At 61.1% G+C, this 19,615-nt stretch carries 20 protein-coding genes; 10 read left to right on the forward strand and 10 right to left on the reverse strand.

What is annotated here, in order from left to right; genetic code table 11:
* Positions 1-104: 104 nt before the first annotated feature.
* A complete protein-coding gene (locus tag PSH86_RS12815; protein ID WP_109755169.1) occupies positions 105-413 on the forward strand; it encodes an RcnB family protein in 309 nt (102 codons plus the stop codon).
* A 3-nt stretch (positions 414-416) separates the two neighbouring features.
* On the opposite strand, the gene PSH86_RS12820 is transcribed toward PSH86_RS12815, so the two are convergent.
* Together PSH86_RS12820 and PSH86_RS12825 are read right to left on the reverse strand one after the other, a co-directional pair.
* Entirely contained in the window at positions 417-740 is a 324-nt protein-coding gene (locus PSH86_RS12820) for a protealysin inhibitor emfourin (RefSeq protein ID WP_063320640.1), read from the reverse strand.
* Positions 740-1,801: a M4 family metallopeptidase gene (locus tag PSH86_RS12825; RefSeq protein ID WP_305490134.1), complete on the reverse strand. Its 1,062-nt coding sequence runs from the start codon at positions 1,799-1,801 to the stop codon at positions 740-742. The genes PSH86_RS12820 and PSH86_RS12825 overlap by 1 nt, the downstream gene beginning before the upstream one ends.
* A gap of 145 nt (positions 1,802-1,946) precedes the next feature.
* On the opposite strand from PSH86_RS12825, the gene PSH86_RS12830 reads away from it, so the two are divergent.
* Together PSH86_RS12830 and PSH86_RS12835 are read left to right on the forward strand one after the other, a co-directional pair.
* Positions 1,947-2,288 (forward strand): FKBP-type peptidyl-prolyl cis-trans isomerase, encoded by a 342-nt coding sequence (locus PSH86_RS12830; protein ID WP_003182897.1) that lies wholly within the window; start codon positions 1,947-1,949, stop codon positions 2,286-2,288.
* 59 nt (positions 2,289-2,347) lie between these two features.
* Positions 2,348-3,103 (forward strand): helix-turn-helix transcriptional regulator, encoded by a 756-nt coding sequence (locus PSH86_RS12835; protein ID WP_163854098.1) that lies wholly within the window; start codon positions 2,348-2,350, stop codon positions 3,101-3,103.
* A 211-nt stretch (positions 3,104-3,314) separates the two neighbouring features.
* Here PSH86_RS12835 and PSH86_RS12840 read toward each other — a convergent pair whose 3' ends face one another.
* Complete coding sequence (locus PSH86_RS12840) at positions 3,315-4,109, reverse strand: helix-turn-helix domain-containing protein (RefSeq protein WP_109755165.1); 795 nt, start codon at positions 4,107-4,109, stop codon at positions 3,315-3,317.
* 108 nt (positions 4,110-4,217) lie between these two features.
* On the opposite strand from PSH86_RS12840, the gene PSH86_RS12845 reads away from it, so the two are divergent.
* The 3 genes from PSH86_RS12845 to PSH86_RS12855 all read left to right on the forward strand — a co-directional run bounded on the left by PSH86_RS12845 (position 4,218) and on the right by PSH86_RS12855 (position 6,662).
* Positions 4,218-5,147 (forward strand): DMT family transporter, encoded by a 930-nt coding sequence (locus tag PSH86_RS12845; RefSeq protein ID WP_305490139.1) that lies wholly within the window; start codon positions 4,218-4,220, stop codon positions 5,145-5,147.
* A 153-nt stretch (positions 5,148-5,300) separates the two neighbouring features.
* Positions 5,301-5,840, forward strand: a complete 540-nt coding sequence (locus tag PSH86_RS12850; protein ID WP_109755163.1) for a kinase inhibitor — start codon at positions 5,301-5,303, stop codon at positions 5,838-5,840.
* Between the two features lie 3 nt (positions 5,841-5,843).
* Positions 5,844-6,662, forward strand: a complete 819-nt coding sequence (locus tag PSH86_RS12855) for a helix-turn-helix transcriptional regulator (protein WP_116832108.1) — start codon at positions 5,844-5,846, stop codon at positions 6,660-6,662.
* A gap of 105 nt (positions 6,663-6,767) precedes the next feature.
* Here PSH86_RS12855 and PSH86_RS12860 read toward each other — a convergent pair whose 3' ends face one another.
* The 7 genes from PSH86_RS12860 to PSH86_RS12890 form a co-directional block, all read right to left on the reverse strand.
* Positions 6,768-7,364 (reverse strand): sarcosine oxidase subunit gamma, encoded by a 597-nt coding sequence (locus PSH86_RS12860; protein ID WP_109755161.1) that lies wholly within the window; start codon positions 7,362-7,364, stop codon positions 6,768-6,770.
* Between the two features lie 3 nt (positions 7,365-7,367).
* A complete protein-coding gene (locus PSH86_RS12865; RefSeq protein WP_305490142.1) occupies positions 7,368-10,265 on the reverse strand; it encodes a 2Fe-2S iron-sulfur cluster-binding protein in 2,898 nt (965 codons plus the stop codon).
* The gene (locus PSH86_RS12870; protein ID WP_109755159.1) at positions 10,262-10,564 is read right to left on the reverse strand and encodes a sarcosine oxidase subunit delta; all 303 of its coding nucleotides are present in this window, start codon (positions 10,562-10,564) and stop codon (positions 10,262-10,264) included. Before PSH86_RS12870 ends, PSH86_RS12865 begins: the two co-directional genes overlap by 4 nt.
* Positions 10,565-10,577: 13 nt before the next feature.
* On the reverse strand, positions 10,578-11,819 hold the full coding sequence (locus PSH86_RS12875; RefSeq protein ID WP_109755158.1) for an FAD-dependent oxidoreductase: 1,242 nt from the start codon (positions 11,817-11,819) through the stop codon (positions 10,578-10,580).
* A complete protein-coding gene (folD, locus tag PSH86_RS12880; protein ID WP_163854094.1) occupies positions 11,801-12,706 on the reverse strand; it encodes a bifunctional methylenetetrahydrofolate dehydrogenase/methenyltetrahydrofolate cyclohydrolase FolD in 906 nt (301 codons plus the stop codon). The genes PSH86_RS12875 and folD overlap by 19 nt, the downstream gene beginning before the upstream one ends.
* Positions 12,703-13,569, reverse strand: coding sequence for a formyltetrahydrofolate deformylase (gene purU, locus PSH86_RS12885; RefSeq protein ID WP_163854092.1), 867 nt, complete (start codon positions 13,567-13,569; stop codon positions 12,703-12,705). Before purU ends, folD begins: the two co-directional genes overlap by 4 nt.
* Before the next feature lie 348 nt (positions 13,570-13,917).
* Complete coding sequence (locus tag PSH86_RS12890) at positions 13,918-14,517, reverse strand: helix-turn-helix domain-containing protein (protein WP_162893819.1); 600 nt, start codon at positions 14,515-14,517, stop codon at positions 13,918-13,920.
* A 281-nt stretch (positions 14,518-14,798) separates the two neighbouring features.
* Between PSH86_RS12890 and glnT the strand changes: the two genes are divergently transcribed.
* The 4 genes from glnT (at position 14,799) to PSH86_RS12910 (ending at position 19,167) form a co-directional block, all read left to right on the forward strand.
* Positions 14,799-16,133: a type III glutamate--ammonia ligase gene (glnT, locus tag PSH86_RS12895; RefSeq protein WP_109755154.1), complete on the forward strand. Its 1,335-nt coding sequence runs from the start codon at positions 14,799-14,801 to the stop codon at positions 16,131-16,133.
* 72 nt (positions 16,134-16,205) lie between these two features.
* The gene (locus tag PSH86_RS12900; protein WP_109755153.1) at positions 16,206-17,111 is read left to right on the forward strand and encodes a glutamine amidotransferase family protein; all 906 of its coding nucleotides are present in this window, start codon (positions 16,206-16,208) and stop codon (positions 17,109-17,111) included.
* Between the two features lie 11 nt (positions 17,112-17,122).
* Positions 17,123-17,806 carry a protein glxC gene (locus PSH86_RS12905; RefSeq protein ID WP_109755152.1) on the forward strand — a complete coding sequence of 228 codons (684 nt, stop codon included), beginning with the start codon at positions 17,123-17,125 and terminating at the stop codon, positions 17,804-17,806.
* Positions 17,807-17,826: 20 nt separating this feature from the next.
* Entirely contained in the window at positions 17,827-19,167 is a 1,341-nt protein-coding gene (locus tag PSH86_RS12910; RefSeq protein ID WP_109755151.1) for an FMN-binding glutamate synthase family protein, read from the forward strand.
* Positions 19,168-19,615: the final 448 nt, after the last annotated feature.

The raw sequence follows: 19,615 nt of genomic DNA on the forward strand, positions 1-19,615 counted from the left end.
CACGGGGGATGGCGGGCTCCCAGCTTCAGTCGTTGCAGTAAAGGGAATGATTCGCCGCCCGCGAAGTCCCAGCTTCAGTCCCTTGAATAACTGGAGTTTTTTCTATGCGCAAACCCACCCTGATCGCCAGTCTGGTCCTGATCGCCGGCCTCGGAGCCCTTGGGCCTGTTGCGCAGGCGGTCGAGAAAACCGGAGACGCCCTGGAGCATTCGCCGAGCAATGGTCGTCGGCTGGTGGAGAATGACCGGGTACCGGCGGACTACCAGCGCGCGGACAGAGCCATGAAAGACTGGAAACAGAAAAAACTCGAGCAGCCGACAAAAGAGCAGCAATGGGTGCAGATCGACGACAAGTACCTGCTGATCGAAACCGTGTCCGGCGCCATCGTCAAGATCGTTCCGGCCACACGTTAAATCTCAGAGCACTTCGCCTTTGTCCCACAGGTGAACCAGTTCGCCGGGTGCCTGGTCCTCGGGCACCTGCAGCACCATTTCGTCGTCCTGGTCGTTGGCGCGATAACGCACCTCGATCTGGAAAAACCGCTGGTCGCCGCGCCCAGGCGTGGAGGAGGTCAGCGGCAGGCAGCCCTCCAGCACCGAGCAGATACGTGTGCGCTGGTCGAGGTCGCACTGGGCGAACTCGATTTCCCGTGGTCGGGTCAGCGCGTGGATGGCGGCCACGCCGCCCTGGCGGGACAGCCGTACCACGGCCTTGTCGTCGAGGTCTGGAAGGGTTTTCATCAGCTCTCCTGTGTCAGGTCGACGCCAACCTGGGCCCAGCCGTTCTGCACCGCTTGTACTTCCCGCGTGCCGAAGCGCTGGCGGGCATGCTCGACGGTCAAGCGGGCGAAGGTACTGAAGGACGCGTCGTTGGGCAGTCTTCTGTCGCACAAGGTTTCATACCAGATCCGGCCGGCCTTTTCCCAGGCAAATCCGCCCAGCGTGGTCGCCACCAGATAAAAGGCCCGGTTGGGGATGCCGGAGTTGATGTGCACGCCGCCGTTGTCTTCACGGGTAATGACGAATTCGCGCATGTGTGACGGTTGCGGGTCTTTGCCCAGCAACGGATCGTCGTAGGCGCTACCGGGGTTGGACATGCTGCGCAGGCCGTCGCCGTTGATCTTGTCGGTGAGCAGGTCGGCGCCGATCAGCCAGTCGGCCTGGTCGGCGGTCTGTTCGAGCACGAACTGCTTGACCAGCACACCGAACACATCGGAGATGGACTCGTTCAGCGCCCCGGACTGGTTGGCGTAGATCAACCCGGCCTCGCTTTCGGTGACGCCATGGGCCAACTCGTGGGCGACCACGTCCAGGGAGCGGGTGAAACGCTGGAAAATTTCGCCATCGCCGTCGCCGAATACCATCTGCGCGCCGTTCCAGAAGGCGTTTTCATAGCCCTGGCCATAATGCACGCTGCCCACCAGGGCAAAGCCCTTGTTGTCGATGGAGTCGCGCCCCAGGATTTTCCAGAAAAAATCATAGGTGGCACCGAGGGCATTGTAGGCTTCGTCCACGGCCGGGTCACCACTGGCCTGTTGGCCTTCCAGGCGTACCGGCTGGCCGGGCAGCTCCATGGTGTTTTGAGCGTCATGCACGCTGCGCTGTGGGTGTCCGGCCTTGCCGGGCTTGGGCAGCGCCGCGGCGACGGGCGGGGTGCTGGGCGGACCGGGGTTGTGCCGCAGGCTGCGCACGTGGGTCAAGGTGCCGAGGGCGCTGGAGCGTTGCTGTTCGGAGCCGTGGGCGATGATGCGATTGAGAATGTAGGGAGGAATGAAACCGTGGAGCGGGCGAGAGTCGATCATCAGAAAATCCTTATCTGAAATGCAGGGTCGATACCCATGTGAACCGAAGAGTCCTTCGCGGTTCCCTGCTGCATGGCAGACAACGTTTGCCATGCGTCCTGATTTCTGCGAAAAACCCGCGCCTGGATCACAAGAGCGATACGCCATGAACGAAGAACTGCAAATTATTGACCTGGAACAGGGCGACGGCAAAAGCGTAGTCAAAGGTGCGCTGATTACCACCCAATATCGCGGCACCCTTGAAGACGGCACCGAATTCGACTCGTCCTACAGCCGCGGCAAACCTTTCCAGTGTGTGATCGGCACCGGTCGCGTCATCAAGGGCTGGGACCTGGGCCTGATGGGTATGAAAGTCGGTGGCAAGCGCAAGCTGCTGGTACCGGCGCACCTGGCCTACGGTGAACGATCCATGGGCGCTCACATCAAGCCCAATGCCAACCTCATCTTTGAAATCGAGTTGTTGGAAGTCCTGACCCGAGACGATTGAAAGGCTCTGTTGCTACTATCTCCAGTCGATGCATGGCTTGATTCGTCGAGGAGCGAAATATGAACGCAGAGCAGCATGATCTGGGCGTGTCCCAGGTGGCCGCGGCCATTGCCGAGCCGGCCCGCACCCGAATGCTGTGTGCACTGATGGACGGCCATGCCCGCACCAGTACCGAGTTGGCGAGCATCGCCGAGGTCAGCGCCTCGACTGCCAGTGCTCATCTGGCGAAACTCAAGCAAATGGTCTTGGTGCGCCTGCACGTCCAGGGCCGTCATCGTTACTACAGCCTCGCGGACCCGCGCGTCGCCCAGGCACTGGAGGCGTTGATGGTGATCGGCCAGGGCGCCACGCCGACCTTCACGCCGCGTACACCGGATCGCCTGCAATTCGCCCGCACCTGCTACGACCACATGGCCGGCACCTTGGCGGTGCGCCTGCATGACCGGATGATCGAGGCCGGGTGGCTGGTGGCGTTGGAGGGCGAGGGCTATCGATTGAGTGAATCCGGCGAGGCGCTATTCGAGGGATTGGGCGTCGATGTCCAGCACCTCGCCACGCAACGCCGCCGATTCGCCTGTCCCTGCCTGGACTGGAGCATGCGCCGCCCGCACCTGGGCGGAGCCTTGGGCGCAGCGTTGCTGCAAGTGGCGATCAAGCGCAAATGGGTGATCCAGGACCTGGACAGCCGGGCGCTGGGGTTGACGGCCAGTGGCCGCAGGGAGATGGCGGGGCGGTTTGGGATCAGTGCCGAAATCGAGGTCAAACCCACTGGCGCCATCGCGAGCAGGCTCGCTCCCACAGTGGATCTGCGGTGAATTCAATATCCATGAACATCCCAGAATCCCTGTGGGAGCGAGCCTGCTCGCGAAAGGGCTCTCACATCCAACATCCATGCAAGCTGACCCACCGCCATCGCGAGCAGGCTCGCTCCCACAATGAGCCTGCGGTGAGCGCAAAACTCATGGACACCCAAGACCCCCTTTGGGAGCGAGCCTGCTCGCGATAGCAATCCCAGCATCACCCTCGTCATCCAGGCATGTGCCTGCGCCGATATTCATCCGGGGTGGTGCCCATCATCTTGCGAAACATGCTGATGAATGCCGAGGCGCTGCTGTAGCCCAGGTCCAGGCCGATGGTTTCCACGCTCTGACCACGTTCGAGCAGGGCCAGGGCTTCAATGACTCTCAGGCGCTGGCGCCATTCCACCAGTGACATGCCCAGGTCCCGTTGCGCCCGGCGCATCAACGTGCGTTCGGTGGTGTTGGCGGCGCGGGCCAGTTGCGGCAAGGAACGCGGATCGCTGGGGTTCGCCTCCAAGGCCCGCAGCACGGGGCCCAGCAGTGGATCATCCGAGGACGGCAGGTAGCTGCCGGCATGGGGCGCCCGCGCCAGCTTGTCCACCAGCACCTGCAACAAACGCTGCTGTTCGGGCGTCTGTGGCTGGCTTGGCGGGTCGCTGCGCAGTTCTTCCAGCAACGCGCGAATCAGCGGGCTCAAGGTCAGCGCACAGGGCACGGCAGGCAGTGCGTCGCACAGTTCGGCGGCCAGGTACAACGAACAATGGCAGGCCTCATGCCGATTGAACCCCACGTGTTCCATGTCCGGTGGCAGCCAGATGCCGTACTGCGGTGGCGCCAGGTAATGATGCTGGGCGATCTCGATTTCCATCACCCCGCTGTAGGAGTAGACGAACTCACCCCAGGCATGCCTGTGCCGGGGGTAAGTCGCATGGGCCGGCATGCAGGCGCTGCGAAAGAAAATCGGCGAGGGCAGGGCTGCGTCGAACGGAGGAATCTTCAGATGTTGGGCTGGAGGCTGCATATCGACCGCAATGGCGGATTACCGGGATGGCTTGTCGGGTAATCACTATATCCAGCAAAGGTGTCAGGCAGACAATCCTTTCATCTATTTCTGCCCAAGGATCTTCCCATGACCCCCCGCCGCGCCCTGGATGGCCAGGTCTGCGCCCTGATGACTGGCCTCTGTGCCATCTGGGGTTTCCAGCAAGTCGCAATCAAGGCCGGCGCCGCCGACATGGCGCCGATGCTGCAACTGGGTGTGCGCTCGGCCATCGCGGCGGTACTGGTCTGGCTCTTGGTGTTGGCCCGGGGTGAGCGCCTGTCTCTGACCGATGGCAGTTGGCGCCCAGGCATGCTGGTTGGGTTGTTGTTCGCCCTGGAGTTCGTGATGGTAGGCGAAGGCCTGCGTCATACGACGGCTTCACACATGGTGATTTTCCTGTACACCGCACCGATGTTCGCCGCCCTCGGCTTGCACTGGAAACTGCCGAGCGAACGCCTCAAGCCGGCGCAATGGCTAGGCATTGCCGTTGCATTCGCGGGGATCGTGGTTGCCTTCAGTGGAGGGGCGGGTGCGGCGAGCAGCAGCTCATTGCTCGGTGACGGCATGGGCTTGTTGGCTGGCGCGCTGTGGGGCGCAACCACGGTGACGGTGCGTTGTTCGCGGTTGACGAATCTGCCCGCCAGTCAGACGCTGCTGTATCAATTGATCGGCGCCGGGCTGCTGCTGATCGGCATGTCGGCAGCTCTGGGGCAAACGACGATCAACCCTACGCCACAACTCATCGCCAGCATGGCATTCCAGGTGTTGCTGGTGTCCTTCGCCAGCTTCCTGATCTGGTTCTCCCTGCTGCGCCGCTACCTCGCTTCGCAACTGGGGGTGCTGTCGTTCATGACGCCGTTGTTCGGCATTGGCTTTGGCGTCTGGCTGCTGGACGAACCGCTGGAGCCGAACTTCATCGTGGGTGCGACGCTGGTGCTGGGCGGTATCGCCTTGGTCAGTGGCTACGGGTGGTTTCGCCAGCGCTGGGGGCGATGGGTCGTAATGCGCCAAGGTTAGCCCAACGAGCGCGCAAAAGCCTACCTGTGCCGGCCATTCGTTGCTGCTCTATAGCGGTGCGAGCGTTTCGGCACAATGATCGAGCATTTCGGCACAGTAATCATTCTGCGCGCTCTCTAGACTCGTGCTTCACACCGATTCAATGAGGTCACGATGAACACCAGAATAATTCTATCCGTATTGTCCATGGGCGTTGTCCTCGCTGGACACGCTGCCGACTTCTCGCTGACGAGCCAAGACATTGCTGAAAACCGCCCGTTGACCAGTCGCGAGGTGTTCCAGGGGTTCGGTTGTGAAGGGGGGAATACTTCGCCCGAGCTTTCCTGGAGCAATGCCCCGGCGGGTACTAAAAGTTATGCTGTCACCGTCTACGATCCCGATGCTCCGACCGGCAGTGGCTGGTGGCATTGGACGGTGGTCAACCTGCCGGCTTCAACCAAGAGTTTGCCAAGAGGGGTCGGTTCGAACCTGCCTGCCGGTGCGGTACAAGGGCGAACCGATTATGGTCAACCGGGATTTGGTGGGGCTTGCCCACCTGTAGGGGATAAGCCACATCGCTATCAATTCACCGTATGGGCGTTGAAAGTCGATAAGCTGCCCCTCGATAACCAGGCCAGTGGTGCATTGGTGGGCTACATGCTCAATGCCAACGCCTTGGCCAAAGCGACCATCACTTCAACTTACGGACGTTAAACGATGCACCCAAGTATTGGCACGCAGCACCGGGAGAGCGTCGTCGATGCGTGTGTCATACGGGCGCGACAGCCCCATACATTGCAGCGGGTGTCGATATTCGCGACCACCTTGTGTCGGGTACGCCAAGGGGAAAAACTGCTGCAATGGGATGACCGGGAGATGCGTGTCGGGCCGCGACATCTGATACTGATGCCGGCCGGACGCGAACTGGGTATCTCAAATTTTCCTGGTCCTCAAGGTGACTACATCGCCGATGCAGTGACCTTTCCCAGTTCGATACTGCGTAATTTCAACCTCCGCTATCGACAGCAGATCGTCAGCCGCCACAGAACGCTGAACACAGATCTGTGTGTCCCGCTGGACAGGCACACCACACAGGCATGGGATCAGTTATTGGCCGCCATCAATGCGGGCGCCCCGGATGCATTGCGCACACACTACGGGGAGGCGGTTCTTCTGAGCCTGGGTCTCGGCGGTTTGGCCGGACCTCTGCTGATGGATCGCAACGATCCACTGTGCGAGCGCGTGCAGCAGTTGGTAATGAGCAGCCCGGAGAGCGACTGGACGGTGGCTGGCGTCGCCCAACACCTGAACCTGGGGGAGTCGACGTTGCGCCGCCAACTGGCTAATGAGGGGGACAGTTTCAGGAATATTCTGGAAAGCGTTCGACTGGCAATGGCGTTGCAATGGTTGCAAACCACGTCTCGTTCCATCGGTGAAATTGCCGGCGCCAGCGGCTACGCTTCGGCCTCGCGTTTTGCAGTGCGCTTTCGCTCACACTACGGCCTGTCGCCACGGGAATTGCGGGCGGTGATTTAGGTGGTTGGGTGAGAGGGCCGCGGTCCTTTTGTCGCGTCATTCTGGAAACCCCCTCTGTCCTGGAGGGGGCAGTAAGCTTCCAGTTCGTCTTGTTTCTGCCTGGCGTCAGACTGTCGTTCCATCCGTTGCCTGCCCGGAAAACTCCTCCATCGCGTCCAGCAAAGCCTCCCGGAAATACGCTTTCGACGCCCGATCACACAGAATGTGCAAACTCGCCTGCTGCGCGGTACTGGAGTTGATCACGATCACATTGATGCGGGCCGCCGAAGTCTGTGCCACCGCCCCCGGATCGAACGCCTGCGGGCTCAGATCGACCCCACAGAGCTTGGCCATCACTTCGCTCAGGTGCTCTCCGGTCAGTTGGAAACAGGCATGACTGTCCTGACGAGGCAGCAGATAGTTGGCTTGGTGATCGAGTTCCCAACGGGCTTCTTCGTCGGCAATGCGCTGGCCTTGGTCTTCGAGGCTGCCCAGCAACAGATATTCGGTCTGCGACAGGCGCGCCACTTGGCTACCATCGGTCTGGACCTCGGCGCGATTAGGGGCGTGCGGCAGAATGAAATGGCGACCTTGCAAGTACGCGGCACTGTGAGCACCACGAAAACCCACCCGAGGCAGGTCAGTTAAGTCCGCCAGCGTGCACGTGGGCAACGGCACGAGAGCCTGTTGCCCGCCGGTGTGTTGTTCTTTCAGACTGGTCATGGCTCAAAGCTCCTGGCGTTGGTTGTCGGGATCAAAGAAGGGCAACTGCACCACCTCGGCCTGGACGACGATGCCGCCTTCGACCCGGATCGGGATGCGTTGCCCCGGGATGCTTTGGTCGATGCCGGCGTAGGCCAGGCCAATGATCTTGCCGAGGGTGGCGGAATATTCGCAGGACGTGACATTCCCACTGATGTCCGGCCCGTTGAGCACCAGATGTCCTTCAAGTGGTTGCGGGCTGTTCTTCGGTAGGCTGAAGCCCACCAGTTTGCGTTTCAGCAGCTGGGCTTCGAGGATGTCCACCGAGCGCCGGCCGACGAAGAACGGCTTGCTGCGGCTGACCGCCCAGCCCATGTCGATTTCCGCCGGATGGGTCATGCCGTCGGTGTCCTGGCTGATGATCACGTGGCCTTTTTCCAGGCGCAGCAGGCGCTGGGTTTCGACGCCGAAGGGGCGGATGTCATGGGCCTTGCCAGCCTCCATCAGCGCGTCCCAGAGCATGAGCCCGTGGCGCGCCGGTACATGGATTTCATAGCCCAGCTCGCCGACAAAACCCACTCGCAGCAAACGGGCCTTGATGCCGGCCACGGTGCCCTGGCGCACGCCCAGATAAGGAAACGCTTCGGCGCTCAGGTCCAGGTCGGTGCAGACCTGTTCCAGTACCTTGCGCGAATCGGGTCCGGCGACGTTGACCGCGCAGATGGCCGCGGTGACGTTGGCGACATCCACGTCGAGGCGCCATTGCGCGTTCCACTTGAGCATTTGCTGATAGATCCGGTCGACGCCACTGGTGGTGGCGGTGACGTAGAAATGGTTCTCGGCAAACCGCGCGCAGACACCGTCATCGATGACCACGCCGTGCTCGTTGGTCATCAGCGCATAGCGGGAGCGGCCGACCGGCTGTTTGAGGAAGGCAAAGGTGTACATGCGGTTGAGCAGCTCGGCGGCGTCCGGGCCACGTACATCGAGGCCGCCCAATGTCGAGACGTCGATGAGGCCGACCTTGTTGCGCACATGCAGGGCTTCGGCCTGCATGCAGGCCTCACGCGCCTTGGCATCACCGTAGTAGGCCGGACGTTGCCAGATGCCGGCGGGCATCATTTTCGCCCCGGCTTGCAGGTGACGGGCATGCATCGGTGTTTGTCGGTAGGGATCGAATGCGCGACCGGCGACATGCGCCAGCTTCTCGGCCACAAACGGCGGTCGCGCCGTGGTCACACCGGTTTCGCTGATGTTGCGTTGCGTGGCCCACGCCACCAGCCGGGCGGTCGGCAGCGCCGAGTGACGCCCCTGAGACGGTCCCATGCCGACGGTGGAGTAGCGCTTGACCAGTTGCACATCGCGATAGCCGATGCGGGTGGCGTTGACGATGTCGGCCACTTGCAGATCCTCGTCGAAGTCGACGAAGTCCTTGCCTTTGGGGTGCGGGAAGATGGGCCAATTGAAATTGACCCGAGCCTCACCAGTCAATGGCACGCGTTGCGTGCTGACGGTCAGGCCTAGCGCGGAGGCGGCTTCGGCACCGGCATTCACACCATCGGCAATCACGTTATCCAGATGGTGCCGGCCGTTGACCGAGCCGGCGACATTCAGATTCCTTGGCAGGCCGCTGAGCGTGAACTCGGCCCGTTGATCGTCGTAGGCCAGTTTGCCACCGGCCTGGCACAGCAGTTGATAGACCGGCATATAGCCGGCGGACATGCACAGTAAATCGCACGCCAGATGTTGCCCACTCTCGGCGACCTGGCCTTGTGCGGTGATCTGGCGCACGTCGACGCCGTTGATATGGCGCATGCCTTTCTCGTGCTGGGCTTCATAGACGGTGCTGTTGCCCTGATGGCAGATCTTGCGTTGCGCCAGTGCGCGCAGCAGGGCTTCGTCCGCAGGCCCTTGGCGCAGGTCCACCACCGCGACGACCTCCACGCCCTGGTCATGCAGATCAAGCGCGGCGAGGTAACCATCGTCGTTGCCCGTCAGCACCACGGCGCGGTTACCCGGTTTGACCGCGTACAGCTTCATCAACCGTTGCACAGCGCTGGTCAGCATCACGCCCGGCAGGTCGTTGTTGCGAAAGATCACCGGCTGATCGAACGCGCCGCTGCACACCAGGCACTGGCGAGCGCGGACCTTGTACAGGCGTTTGCCCTGGATCACCGGCAGGTAGTTATCGGTGAACCAGGCGTTGCACGTGGCTTCGGTGAGGATCTGGATATTGGCGTGCTGCTCGATCGCCGCGAGCAGTTCGCGGCGCAGGTTTTCAGCCTTGTTGCCGTCGATGTCGAAGCGGGCATAGGTCAGCGACCCGCCGAGAACCGGCTGTTGCTCGATGAGCAACACCTTGGCTCCGGCGTTGGCGGCGGTCAGGGCGGCGTGCAGCCCGGCGGGACCTGCACCGATGACGGCGACGTCGGTAAACAGGTAGGCCTTGTCGTAGTAATCCGGCTGGAACTTCAGGTCGAGTACACCGAGGCCGGCCTTCTTGCGAATGATCGGTTCCCAGACTTTCCACATGCCCTTGGGCTTGTAGAACGAGCGGTAGTAGAAACCCACCGGCATGAATTTGGAGAACTTGCCCAGGTAGGCGTCGCGGTCGTTATCCAGCGAGCCGCTGACGTTCTGCGCCGTCACCTGCAAACCCGCGGACAGCGCGTGAGCATCGGCCAGCACATTGGGTTCCTGGGGCAGTTGTACCAGGCTGTTGGCGTCCTGGCCGGCCATGGTCAGCGGGCCGCGTGGGCGATGGTATTTGAACGAGCGGGAGATCAGGAAACGCCCGTTGGCCAACAGGGCGCTGGCGATGCTGTCGCCTTGCAAGCCTTGGTAGCGCTGCCCGTCGAAACTGAAATCCAGCGGCTGATTACGGTCGATCAACAAGCCCATGGGGGCGGGTAGGCGCTTCATCCTGCGATCTCCTTGGCAGCGGCGTTGAATTCGACACGGGTGCTGAAGAGTTCCTTGGGATCGAAGGTCCGCAGGATTTCGTCGGTGACGGTATGCCGCTCGGCGAGAAACCAGTAGCTGGAGGGGGTGTGCATCCACCATTCACGCACCACGCCGGCGAGGTTGTCGGTGTTGAACACGTAGTCCGCCCATTCGCCGTCGCTGCACGTGACCGGGTCGGGCATGGGTTTGAATTCGCCGCCATAGGTGAACTCGCTGATATTGCGCGGCCCGTTGAGCGGGCAATTCATGATTTTCATAGTCTGCTCTGCGTCAGTGACTGGCCGCCGTGGCGCCCATTTCGTTGACTTGCTGGAAGGTCGAGAAACGTTCGAGGCCGAAGGGTTTGATCAGCTCCGGCACCTTGCCGCCGCTGGCGACCAACTCGGCCATGGTCTTGCCGCAGATCGGCGTGGCCTTGAAGCCCCAGGTGCCCCAGCCCGCGTCGAGGTAGTAATTGTTCACCGGTGACAGGCCCATGATCGGGCTGTAGTCCGGGGTCATGTCGGTGATCCCGGCCCATTGGCGCATCAGCTTGGCGTTGGCCAGGAACGGGAACATCTCGATGGCATGGGCCAGCAGGCTTTCCTTCAAATCGAGCGTGGAACGGGTATTGAACAGCGGATAGGGGTCGGAACCGCCGCCAAACACCACCTCGCCACGACTCGTTTGCTGCACATAGCAGTGCAAGGCAGAGGAGCTCACCAGAGGATCGAGAAATGGCTTGAACGGCTGCGTGACCATCGCTTGCAGCGGAAAGGTCTGGATCGGCGAACGAATCCCGGCCTTGGCCATCAGCAGCGAACTGTGCCCGGCAATCGCCTGCACCGCGCAACCACACTTGATGGTGCCGCGGTTGGTCTTGACCGCGGTGAGGGTGCCGTTTTCGATGATCAGGTCCTGGACTTCGGTGAGCTGATGGATTTCCACGCCACGCTTGGCGGCTTGTTTGGCGTAACCCCAGGCCACAGCGTCGTGGCGGGCGGTGGCGCCGTCGATGTGCCACAGGCCGGCGAGTACCGGCAAGTGGCCGGGATCGAGGTTGAGACTGGGCACCAGTTCACGGATCTGCTGGCGGTCGATCATCTCGCTGCGGCCGCCGAAGTGCTTGTTGACTTCGGCGCGCTGGCGGAACGACCGCACCGTGGCGTCGGTGTGGGCCAGGGTCAGTTGGCCGCGCTCGGAGTACATGATGTTGAAATCGAATTCGTTGGACAGCGATTGGAACATCCGCACTGACTCGGCATAAAAGCGCACGCCTTCGCTGGTCAGGTAGTTGGAGCGGATCACCGCCGTGTTGCGCGCGGTATTGCCGCCGCCCAGGTAGGACTTCTCCAACACCGCGACGTTGGTGATGCCGTGGTACTTGGCCAGGTAGTACGCGATGGCCAGGCCGTGGCCACCGGCACCAATGATCACCACGTCATAGCTCGACTTGAGTTCGCGGGGTGGCGGCAAATCCACTTCCACCGGGTACTCCGAACTCAGCCCGTATTTCAATAGATTGAATGGCATAGGGCCTCCGATTGGCTGCGTTGGGCCTGGTGTTGTGCAAGGGCTGCGGTGACAGTGTTTTTCATCAGGAAGGCAATGGTCATCGGGCCGACACCACCGGGCACCGGGGTGATCGCCGCGACATGGGCCAGGGCGCTGTCGAAGTCGACATCGCCCACCAGACGGCTGCGGCCATCGTCTTCGATGCGGTTAATGCCGACGTCGATCACCACGGCGCCAGGCTTGAGCCAACTGGCGTCGATCAGCCGGGGACGACCCACGGCGGCGATGACGATGTCGGCCTGCCGGCACAGCGCCTGGGGATCCGGGCTGCGCGAATGCAAGACGGTCACCGAGCAATCGGCCTGCAGCAACAGCGCGGCCATGGGTTTGCCGACGATGTTCGAGCGGCCGATCACTACTGCGTGCTTACCGCGCAGATCACCACAGGTTTGCTCCAGCAAATACAAACAACCACTGGGGGTGCAAGGTGCGAGTACCGTACGACCCTGGCTGAGGCCGCCGACGTTCTGACTGTGGAATCCGTCGACGTCCTTGTCCGGTGCGATTGCCTCCAGTGCCCGTAATTCATCGATATGAGCGGGCAGTGGCAGTTGCAGAAGAATGCCGTGGATCGAGTGATCGGCATTCAATCGGGCGATCAGAATGAGTAACTGCTCAGTGCTGGTATCCATGGGCAGCCGATGTTCCAGCGAGCGGATACCCACCTCTTCGGCGCGCAGGATCTTGTTGCGCACATAGACCTGGCTGGCTGGATCGCTGCCCACCAGGATCACCGCCAGCGCCGGTTGAATGGCGCGCTCGCGCAGACGCGCTACGTCCTCGCGGACCTGCACCAGCACGCGGGCGGCGGTGGCTTTGCCGTCGATCAGTTTGTGCGTGTTCACCGGAAGATCACCGTTCTGTCCTGATTGAGGAAAACCCGGTGCTCCAGGTGGTATTTGACCGCCTTGGACAGGGCTACGGTTTCGGTGTCACGGCCGGTGGCCACCAGGTCGTCAGGCAGGTAGACGTGGTCGACGCGCTGCACTTCCTGCTCAATGATCGGTCCCTCATCGAGGTCGCTGGTGACGTAATGAGCGGTGGCGCCAATCAGTTTCACGCCACGCTGGTAGGCCTGGTGATAAGGCTTGGCGCCTTTGAAGCCGGGCAGGAACGAATGGTGAATGTTGATCGCCCGGCCCGAGAGTTGCCTGCACAGGTCATCGGAAAGAATCTGCATGTAGCGCGCCAACACCACGAGCTCGGTGCCGGTGTCGTCGACGATCTTCATCAGCTCGGCTTCCTGCCGGGCCTTGGTCTCCTTGGTCACTGGCAGGTAAATGAAGCGAATACCTTCGCGTTCGGCCATCGGGCGCAGGTCGAGGTGGTTGGAGACGATGGCAGTGATGGTCATGTCCATCTCGCCCTTGTGGTAGCGGTAGAGCAGGTCGGTCAGGCAGTGGTCGAACTTGCTGACCATCAGCAACACGCGCATCGGCTCGCGGGTGTCATGCAATTCCCAGGTCATGTCGAAGGCTTGGGCGACCTGGGCGAAACCGTCCTTGATCTGTTGCAGGTCGCCTGAGTGGCCGTCGTTGAAGCGAAACACCGCACGCATGAAAAAACGACCGCTGAAGTCGTCGTCGAATTGCGCCATCTCCCCGATGTAGCAACGGTTGTCCGCCAGATAGGTGGTGACGGCAGCGACGATGCCGGACACCGCAGGACAGGTGATCTTGATGATGAAATGGTTTTTTTCGTGTTGCATGACACGTCCTCGGGATGATGGCGGCAGCTCATCGCATAGCGAAAAAAATCATCAACGGGCGGCAGGCTCATCCATGAGCTTATTTTCTTGTTGGGAATAAAATATTCCTGAAATGGCTTTATAGGGGAGTGGAGGCTGGACGTCTAGAGGTTTGGGAAAGTTTTTTAACTGAGGGGAATTTTTTGCGAAGGAAGGCGACTCGTTTCCGTCGGTCGAACGCGGTCAAAAATGTGGGAGCGGGCTGCTCGCGAATGCGCTCTGTCAGTTGATATAGATGACAACTGACACATCGCATTCGCGAGCAAGCCCGCTCCCACAGGTTGATCTTCATGCATCGGGAGGGAGGCGTTACTCTTTGTCGTTGCCGTAGTTCATGATCGACAAAAGGCGGATAGGCACCTGCACCAGTTGCTCGGGGCCGTGGGGGATTTCGCCTTCGAACGTCAGGCTGTCGCCGGCTTCCATGCGGTAAAGCTGATTGCCGTGACGATAGATCAGTTCGCCTTCGAGCAAGTGAAGGAATTCGGTGCCGGGGTGAGAGAAGGTCGGAAACTCCTCACTCGCGTCATCCATGCTGACCATATAGGCCTCGAAGCTTTTCTTCGGCCCGCGGGTATGGTTGAGCAGATGGTACGTATGGCCTTTCTCGGTGCCACGGCGCACCACTTCCATGCCCTGGTCAGCCTTGACCAGAAGCGCACTGCCATCTTGCTGGTCGTATTCGCTGAACAACTTGGACAGAGGCAGGCCGAGCACGTCGCACAGACGGCTCAGGGTGTCGAGGCTGGTGGACACCTGGGCGTTTTCGATCTTGCTCAACATGCCTTGGCTGATATCGGCAATCTTGGCCACGTCAGACAATTTCAGATCCTGGGCCTGGCGCTGGCGCTTGATCTGCAAGCCCAGGTATTGCTCAAGCTTGAGGCGCGGGGCGGTTTCGGTCGGCATAGTCATCAAATCCTGCACACTTTCCGTTCAGTAATATTAGTTTCGCACTGAGAAAGTGCAAATGGCGGCGTTCGGCTCGCGTCTGTCGAGCGATATTCCCACTGGGAAAAGAATTTTCCCATATATACAGCACAAAAGCGCTTTTCTGGGAGCGACGGCGCTTCACTCGCGAATCTGGCAAGGGCCTTGCATTCCTATTGGGAAACTAACTTTCTTTTTAGGAATAAAAAGTCAGTCAAGGCCATCCACACTGTTTTGCCTTTCGCGAGGAGTGACGAGCAATGTTGCCAGCAGAAACCCAGCGCATCATCGACAAGCACGCAATCAAGTACGTGCTTGCGCAATTTGTGGATATTCACGGGGCGGCCAAAACCAAGTCGGTGCCTATCTGTGGGCTCAAGGCCGTGGCTGAAGAGGGGGCGGGTTTTGCCGGATTCGCGATCAGCGGCATGGGCATGGAGCCCCACGGGCCGGACTTCATGGCCCGCGGTGATTTGTCCACCCTGACCCCGGTGCCCTGGCAGCCGGGTTACGGGCGAGTGGTGTGCATCGGTCATGTCGACGGTAAGCCCCATCCGTATGACAGCCGTTATGTGTTGCAGCAACAAGTGCAGCGCCTGGCAGAAAAGGGTTGGACGCTCAACACCGGCCTGGAGCCCGAGTTCAACCTGATGCGCCGCGACGCACAGGGCAAACTGCAACTGGTGGACCCCAGCGACAACCTGGACAAGCCTTGTTATGACTACAAAGGCCTGTCGCGCTCCCGTGTTTTCCTGGAGCGGCTGACCGAAGCCTTGCAGGCAGTGGATTTCGAGGTCTATCAAATTGACCACGAAGACGCCAACGGCCAGTTCGAGATCAACTACACCTACAGCGACGCCATGACCTCGGCGGATCGCTTCACGTTTTTTCGCATGGCTGCCGGCGAAATCGCCAATGACCTGGGCATGATCTGCTCGTTCATGCCCAAGCCCGACCCGAAACGCGCCGGCAATGGCATGCATTTTCACCTGTCGATCAGCAGCGCCGAGAACAAGAACCTGTTCCATGATGCCAGCGACCCCAGCGGCATGGGCCTGTCGAAAATGGCTTATCACTTTGCCGCCGGCCTGCTGGCCCATGGCCCGGCGCTGTGTGCCTTCGCCGCGCCGACGGTCAACTCCTACAAGCGGCTGGTGGTCGGTAATTCGTTGTCCGGCGCGACCTGGGCGCCGGCCTTTATCGCCTTCGGCGCCAACAACCGTTCGGCCATGGTACGGGTGCCTTACGGCCGCCTGGAGTTCCGCCTGCCGGACGCCGGCTGCAATCCCTACCTGGTCAGCGCCGCGATCATCGCCGCCGGCCTGGATGGCATCGATCGCCAGTTGGAAATCGACCATGTCTGCAATGAGAACCTCTACAGCCTGAGCCTGGAACAGATCGCCGCGCGAGGCATCAAGACCCTGCCGCAATCGCTCAAGGAAGCCTGTGACGCCCTGGAAGCCGACCCGCTGTTCGCTGAGGTGCTGGGCCCGCAGATCGTAGGTGAGTTCATCAAGCTCAAGCGCATGGAATGGGTGGAATACAGCCGCCATGTCTCCGACTGGGAGATCCAGCGCTACACCGAATTTTTCTAACCCAGTGTTTTGACAACCATTCGGGCACCCGGCACGGCGTCGAGTGTTCACTGCCTCCGAAGGAGACTTGATATGTGTGGGATCGTAGGTCTTTACCTGAAAAATCCGCAGCTGGAGTCCCAGCTCGGCAAGCTCTTCGAACCAATGTTGCAGGCCATGACCGATCGTGGTCCGGACAGTGCCGGCTTCGCCATTTATGGCGATGAGGTGGCCGACGGCTGGATCAAGCTGACCCTGCAGGCGACCACCGACGGTTTCGACTGGAAAACCCTGATGGGTGAGCTGGAAGGGCGCCTTGGCTGCTCGCTGGACTGGTTCCAGAACGCCAGCGCTGCCGTGCTCAAGGTCAATGCCGAAGAGACGGCGGTACGTCTGGCCCTCGCCGAACTGGCGCCAAACGTGCGCATCATGAGCGCTGGCCAGAGCATCGAAATCCTCAAGGGAATGGGCTTGCCCCAGGAAATTTCCCAACGCTTCGGCCTGGCCGGCATGAAGGGCAGCCACATCATCGGCCACACCCGCATGGCCACTGAAAGCGCGGTGACCATGGAAGGCAGTCACCCGTTCTCTACTGGCGCTGACCTGTGCCTGGTGCACAACGGCTCGCTGTCCAATCACTTCCGCCTGCGTCAGGAACTCAAGCGCGAAGGCATTCACTTCGAGACCGACAACGACACCGAAGTGGCCGCCGGCTACCTGACCTGGCGCCTGCAGCAGGGCGACTCATTGAAAGAAGCGCTGGATCATTCGCTGGAGGATCTGGACGGTTTCTTCACCTTCGCCATCGGCACCCGCAACGGTTTTGCCGTAATCCGCGACCCGATTGCCTGCAAGCCGGCGATCCTCGCCGAGACCGACGATTACGTCGCCATGGCCTCCGAGTATCAGGCCCTGTCGAGCCTGCCGGGTATCGAGCATGCCAAGGTCTGGGAGCCGGTACCGGCCACTATGTACATCTGGGAACGCGAGTCAGCTTAAGGGGCGCACACATGAAAACCATCGATCTTTCCACTGCCACTGTGCGTGAACTCAATCAGGCGTTGCACGACCAGGTCAGCAACGTTGAAGACCGCGAATGGGTGGTGACGCATTCGGACGGCAAGCACAACCTCGCGGTCGGGGTGAACGAAGTGCTGTCCATCGATATCCAGGGTCACGCCGGCTACTACTGCGCGGGTATGAATCAGAAAGCCTCGATCACCGTCCACGGCAACGTCGGTGTCGGTTGCGCCGAGAACATGATGTCCGGCTACGTCCGCGTCAAAGGCAGCGCCTCCCAGGCGGCCGGTGCCACGGCCCATGGCGGGCTGCTGGTGATTGAAGGGGATGCCGGCGCGCGTTGCGGAATTTCCATGAAGGGCATCGACATTGTCGTAGGCGGCAGCATCGGCCACATGAGCTGCTTCATGGGCCAGGCCGGGCGATTGGTGGTCTGCGGTGATGCCGGCGATGCGCTGGGTGATTCCTTGTACGAGACCCACATCTACGTGAAGGGCAATGTGGAGTCCCTGGGCTCCGATTGCATCGAGAAAGAGATGCGTGCCGAGCACCTCCAAGAACTCCAGGACCTGTTGAACCGTGCCGGTTTCGCGCACAAGGCGGCTGACTTCAAGCGCTACGGTTCGGCCCGTCAGCTGTACAACTTCAAAGTCGATAACGCGTCCGCGTACTGATCCGCGCGAGGAGAACAGATATGAGCGACCTCACCAGCCAAAAAGCGGCACCCGTACTGCGCGAGTCAGCCACCTTCGATCGTCTGACCATCCAGGAAATCCAGCGTGCCGCCGAGACCGGCATCTACGATATTCGCGGCGGCGGCACCAAGCGCAAGCTGCCGCACTTCGATGACTTGCTGCTGCTTGGCGCCAGTGTTTCGCGTTACCCGTTGGAAGGCTATCGGGAGAAATGCGGCACCGATGTGATCCTCGGCAACCGCTTTGCCAAGAAGCCGATCCACTTGAAGATTCCGGTGACCATCGCCGGCATGAGTTTTGGTGCGTTGTCGGCCAATGCCAAGGAAGCCCTGGGCCGTGGCGCGACCATCGCGGGCACCAGCACCACCACCGGTGACGGCGGCATGACCCCGGAGGAGCGCGGCCAGTCGCAGCATTTGGTCTATCAGTACTTGCCGTCGCGCTACGGCATGAACCCGGACGATCTGCGCAAGGCTGACGCGATCGAAATCGTCCTGGGGCAAGGCGCCAAACCCGGTGGCGGCGGTATGTTGCTGGGGATGAAAGTCACCGAGCGCGTCGCCGGCATGCGCACCTTGCCGATTGGTGTCGATCAGCGCAGTGCCTGTCGTCACCCCGATTGGACCGGCCCGGATGACCTGGCGATCAAGATTGCCGAGATCCGCGAAATCACTGATTGGGAAAAACCGATCTACGTGAAAATCGGTGCCAGCCGGCCGTACTACGACGTCAAGCTGGCCGTGAAGGCCGGAGCGGATGTGATCGTGCTCGATGGCATGCAAGGCGGGACAGCGGCGACCCAGGAGGTCTTTATCGAGCACGTGGGGATTCCGATTTTGTCGGCCATCCCGCAAGCGGTACAGGCTTTGCAGGAGATGGGCATGCATCGCAAGGTCCAGCTGATCGTTTCTGGCGGAATTCGCAACGGTGCCGATGTGGCCAAGGCCATGGCACTGGGCGCGGATGCGGTGGCCATCGGCACCGCAGCACTGATCGCGCTGGGCGACAACCACCCGCGCCTGGATGAAGAGCTGAAGAAGATCGGCTCGGCGGCCGGCTTTTATGATGACTGGCAGAACGGTCGCGACCCGGCCGGGATCACCACGCAGGACCCGGAGCTGTCCAAGCGACTGGATCCGGTGGAGGGGGGCCGCCGCTTGGCCAACTACCTGCGCGTCCTGGTGCTGGAAGCCCAGACCATGGCCCGGGCTTGCGGCAAGTCGCACCTGCACAACCTCGACCCCGAGGATCTGGTGGCGTTGACGGTGGAGTCAGCGGCCATGGCCCGGGTGCCGTTGGCGGGGACCAACTGGGTTCCAGGCTCTGGTACCGGTTATTGACAAAAACCTGTGGGAGCGAGCCTGCTCGCGATGACGGCGGCACCGTCAAAACTGCTGCAAGCTGACCCGCCGCTATCGCGAGCAGGCTCGCTCCCACAAGGGATCTGTGGCGTGCGCGATGCCTGTGAACGCCCCGGAAAAACCTGTGGGAGCGAGCCTGCTCGCGATGACGGCGGCACCGTCAAAACTGCTGCAAGCTGACCCGCCGCTATCGCGAGCAGGCTCGCTCCCACAAGGGATCTGTGGCGTGCGCGATGCTTGTGAACGCCCCGGAAAAACCTGTGGGAGCGAGCTTGCTCGCGATGACGGTGGCACAGTCAAAACTGCTGCAAGCTGACCCACCGCTTTCGCGAGCAAGCCCGCTCCCACAAGTCCTGTTCATGGCATTTATATTCGAGAGGCCGAAAAGGCCCGTATCTCATTCTCTATTGCTCGCTGCCCGACACTC

This window comes from Pseudomonas sp. FP2300 (assembly GCF_030687595.1).
GTDB lineage: Bacteria > Pseudomonadota > Gammaproteobacteria > Pseudomonadales > Pseudomonadaceae > Aquipseudomonas > Aquipseudomonas bijieensis.